Genomic DNA, 4107 nt, shown 5'->3' on the forward strand with positions numbered 1-4107 from the left:
TACGGAATTAGCTATCGTGAATTGGAAGAAATGATGTTGGAGCGTGGATTTGAAGTCGATCACACAACGCTTTATCGTTGGGTTCAACATTATGCACCCGAAATGGAAAAACGCATGCGGTGGTACTACAAGCCGACGATGGGCTACAGCTGGCGGGTAGATGAAACCTATGTGAAGGTTAAAGGGAAATGGACATATTTGTACCGAGCTATTGATAAGCACGGTGACACGATTGATTTCTATCTTTCACCTACCCGTAATAAGAAAGCCGCCAAACGGTTTCTAGGCAAAGCGCTCAAATCCATAAAACCATGGGCACATCCGCAGACAATTAATACAGATAAAGCGCCGACTTTCGGTCCTGCCATTGATGAGTTGAAGGAAGAAGGGAAATGCCCTGAGGATACGGTACACCGGCAGGTAAAGTACTTGAACAATATTGTCGAGGCTGATCATGGAAAACTCAAACAGCTGATAAATCCCGTACGCGGGTTCAAATCCATGAAGACCGCCTATGCAACGATCAAGGGGTTTGAACTCATGCACATGTTCAAGAAAGGACAGATGGATGCATGGAAATATGGGCAAGGTCTCATAGGAGAAATCCGTCTTATTGAAAGACAATTCGATATTTACACCGCATAATCAAAAATATCAGAGATTTACTCTAGCCAACGCTATTTTTTGCAACAGAGCCATTTGGATCACCTTAATGAAGAAAAGCTTAAAAGACCCTTTGCTGCACTAGAGGAGGAAAGGAAAATATTGGAGGACGAGGGAAAACGGCTAAAAGAGAAAGCGGAGTAATTGACTCTGTCGGAGGCTGGCGTTCCTGAAAAAGTCACGATAAATAAAAGTGACACCAATAAAAATAAAGCGGCGATTGATGAGATCAATGCTAGCAAACAGATACCCATGGTGAGAAGAAACACGTGAACCGTGAAAACGGGAAGCACATCACGCGTCGGTCGAACACCGATGACGCGGTGTTGCAGGACTTGCAGAAAAGGGCGTTCCGCTATTTTGCCCGACACATTGACGCGAAGACCGGCCTAGTGCTCGATTCCACTCAACCGGGTGCACCGGCGAGCATTGCGGCCGTCGGTTTCGCGCTCTCGTGCTACCCGGTCGCGGTCGAACGTGGATTCATCAGGCGCAGCGTGGCGATTGCACACACCTTGGCAGCGCTGCGTTTCTTCGAAGAAGCCGATCAGAGCGGTGCGGCCAATGGCGTCGGTTACAAGGGTTTTTTCTATCATTTCCTGGATGTGCAGTCCGGCACGCGCGCTTGGAAGAGCGAGCTGTCGACGATCGACACGACCCTGCTGCTGGCCGGCATGCTGCTGGCGGCGCAGTACTTTAATAGTGACAGTGCGTCCGAGCGCGAGGTACGCGAGCGGACGCAGCCAATCTATGCGCGCATAGATTGGCGCTGGGCGCAAAACGGCCAGGCAGCCGTCGCGCTCGGCTGGAAGCCGGAGTCGGGCTTCATCACTTATCGCTGGGTCGGCTACAACGAGGCGATGCTGCTGTATGTGCTGGCGCTGGCCGCGCCCGATTTCGCGATTGATTCTGCGGCCTATTCGGCATGGACGTCGGGGTTCCGCTGGCGCAAGCTTTACGGGCACGACGTGCTGTACGCCGGCCCCTTGTTCATCCATCAGTTCTCACATATCTGGATCGACCTGCGCGGCATACAGGATACGTTCATGAAAGCGAAGAAGACCGACTACTTCGAGAACAGCCGTGTGGCCACGCTGATTCAGCGCGAGTACGCTAACCGCAATCCGCGCCAGTTTCTCGAGTATGCGCACAACTGCTGGGGCTTCACCGCGAGCGATGGACCCGGCAACGGCACCCGTAAGTACCGGGGCCGCAAGCACCGCTTCTACGGCTACATGGCGCGCGGTGCGCCATTCGGTCCGGACGACGGCACACTTTCGCCCTGGGCGGCCATTGCCTCGTTGCCGTTCGCGCCTGATATCGTGCTCGAAGTGATCCGGCATATGGAGAACCGGATCGGTCACAGTCCAGCCGGGTTCGGTTTTTGCTCTTCTTTCAATCCTTCGTATCCGGGTGGCGACGACGAGTTCGGTTGGACCGCGCCTTGGCATTATGCGCTGAATCAAGGGCCGATCGTGCTGATGATCGAGAACTACCGTACAGGCTTGATCTGGCGGCTGATGCGCGAATGCGCGCCAGTCAAGGCCGGCTTGTTGCGCGCCGGCTTCGGTTCCGGGTGGCTGGATGCGACCCCCATCAATCACGACTAGGCGAGATCGACATGAATGCAGCGACAGCACCCTCCGACCCCGTTTCGCTGCAGGCGAGTCCTCCGGTGCCTGGGTCGCCGATCCCGGTGGTTCTGATCGGTCAGGCCGCACTAGTGACCGGCGCCAACTCGGACATCGGTCGCGCCGTCGCCATTGCATTGGGCGAAGCCGGCGCCGACGTCGTGGTGAATTACGTCATCGAACCTGAGGCCGTCGTCGAAAGTATTCGCAAGCATGGCAGCCGCGCGCTATCGATCCGTGCCGACTTGAGTCAAGAAAAGGCATATGTCGTCAAATCGTAGCTTTGCTCCCAATGGACCAATCGTTGGGAAATTTTGTATTACTCGAAAGCTTATTCATTCTACAAAAGAGAATATAACAAAATGTCGAATATTTTTACACTTGGATTTATATGCTTAGAAGAAACCTTATAGTGACCACGGTCTATAGTAATTAACTACTTGTAATATAAATAAATTAAATATTTAAATGTTATCAGGCATGGTTATTGCTTTAGAATAAATAGCCCTATTGAACGTCGCCGACGTTATGGAAATAATGTCTCTATTTCAAACCTACGTAGCTTTAAAACATTGAGAAAATATTATGAAAACATTGAAAATGAAAATTTTGGCGGCAGTTTTTTCCACCTTTACCACTGGTGTTGTTTCAGCAGCCCCGATTTTTTGGACAGACTGGACCGGCGGTGATACGGATGCGGGCGCTGGTTTTCAGGGACAGGGGACTATCACCACTACCACTTCAACCGTTCAAGTAACATACACCAATGCGAACGGGATCGGGTTTTATCAGTCCAGTGGTGGGACAGACTTCTGGCAAAACGGGCGGATTGGTCGCGACGACACTGTTTCGCCTTACACTAGCACCACTGTTGACAACAGCCCGACAGGAACAGACATCGTAGCGTTGAGCCGCGCCGGAACGCAGGCCCTGCATTTCTCAGAGGCGATCGCGAACCCGGTATTCTCCTTCGTAAGCCTAAACGGCAATGGCTATGCATTCGACCGAGATTTCGAGCTTCTTAGTGTTGGTGGTGTCGATGGTAACGCCTGTGGATATTGGGGGTGTGGTGGTGTCACCAAGGTCGTGGTAGATCTAGGTGGTGGAAATTTCGAATACCAACTCAATAGCTCGAATGTCGGAGGAACCGAGCCTCACGGCAGCCTTCGTTTCACCGGCGCGTTTGATACGGTTACATGGCGTAGCTCCAGCAATGAGTTCTGGAACGGTTTTACTGTTGGCGTTCAGGGTACGGCCATCGAGGTGTTCCCCACGAATCAGGCTCCAGAACCTGCCACCCTTGCCCTCCTGGGTATTGGTTTGTTTGGTCTGAGTACGTTACGCCGTCGCAGCAAGGTAATCTGATGGTATTGCCAAATTAGTTCTCAGGGTAAATTCCAACAAAGGTACATAAGATCGTTTGACGGATTACGTACCTTTGTTGGAATTTACCCTCCACTGCTCGATGATCTTGTTCCACGATATTGTTGAGGTATTTTGCGTATTCCAACTGGACACTCAGTCCACGGCAAACTGCTCAAGACTTAGATACTACTCTTGCGGCACGTATGCTTCAGATGTTTAAATCTAGCGGAGTTTCGTTGTGAGCTGGCGCTCTATCAAACACATGCAGTCAGACAAAGTCCCTTGGTAAGAAACAGATATTGGTCAATGCATTAATTATTTGTAACTACTCGCCCCCCAAAAAATATTTAAAAAAACACTTGACAGGTTTTTGTACGAGAAAAATTCAATTTTGTACCTCACAGCCAAATCTCTGCGATAAGCAGCTTAGACCCATCGCCAGGCTGAT

Annotated in this window: 4 protein-coding genes; all 4 read left to right on the plus strand. The window is 51.0% G+C overall.

Annotated features, from left to right (window positions below):
- The coding region (locus NSMM_RS13600) for an IS6 family transposase (RefSeq protein ID WP_090284061.1) at positions 1-645 on the plus strand (645 nt) is incomplete at its 5' end.
- A 287-nt stretch (positions 646-932) separates the two neighbouring features.
- Entirely contained in the window at positions 933-2273 is a 1341-nt protein-coding gene (locus tag NSMM_RS13605) for a glucoamylase family protein (protein WP_245654816.1), read from the plus strand.
- Between the two features lie 11 nt (positions 2274-2284).
- Positions 2285-2575, plus strand: a complete 291-nt coding sequence (locus NSMM_RS13610; protein WP_090288269.1) for an SDR family NAD(P)-dependent oxidoreductase — start codon at positions 2285-2287, stop codon at positions 2573-2575.
- 304 nt (positions 2576-2879) lie between these two features.
- On the plus strand, positions 2880-3659 hold the full coding sequence (locus tag NSMM_RS13615; protein ID WP_218121142.1) for a PEP-CTERM sorting domain-containing protein: 780 nt from the start codon (positions 2880-2882) through the stop codon (positions 3657-3659).
- Positions 3660-4107 lie beyond the last annotated feature (448 nt).

The sequence above is a fragment of the Nitrosomonas mobilis genome (assembly GCF_900103035.1).
Classification (GTDB): Bacteria; Pseudomonadota; Gammaproteobacteria; order Burkholderiales; family Nitrosomonadaceae; genus Nitrosomonas; species Nitrosomonas mobilis.

Excerpts from the sequence above, each read along its gene's own strand:
- NSMM_RS13610 (WP_090288269.1), top strand. The coding sequence starts at position 2,285 with ATGAATGCAGCGACAGCACCCTCCGACCCCGTTTCGCTGCAGGCGAGT.
- NSMM_RS13615 (WP_218121142.1), top strand. The coding sequence starts at position 2,880 with ATGAAAACATTGAAAATGAAAATTTTGGCGGCAGTTTTTTCCACCTTT.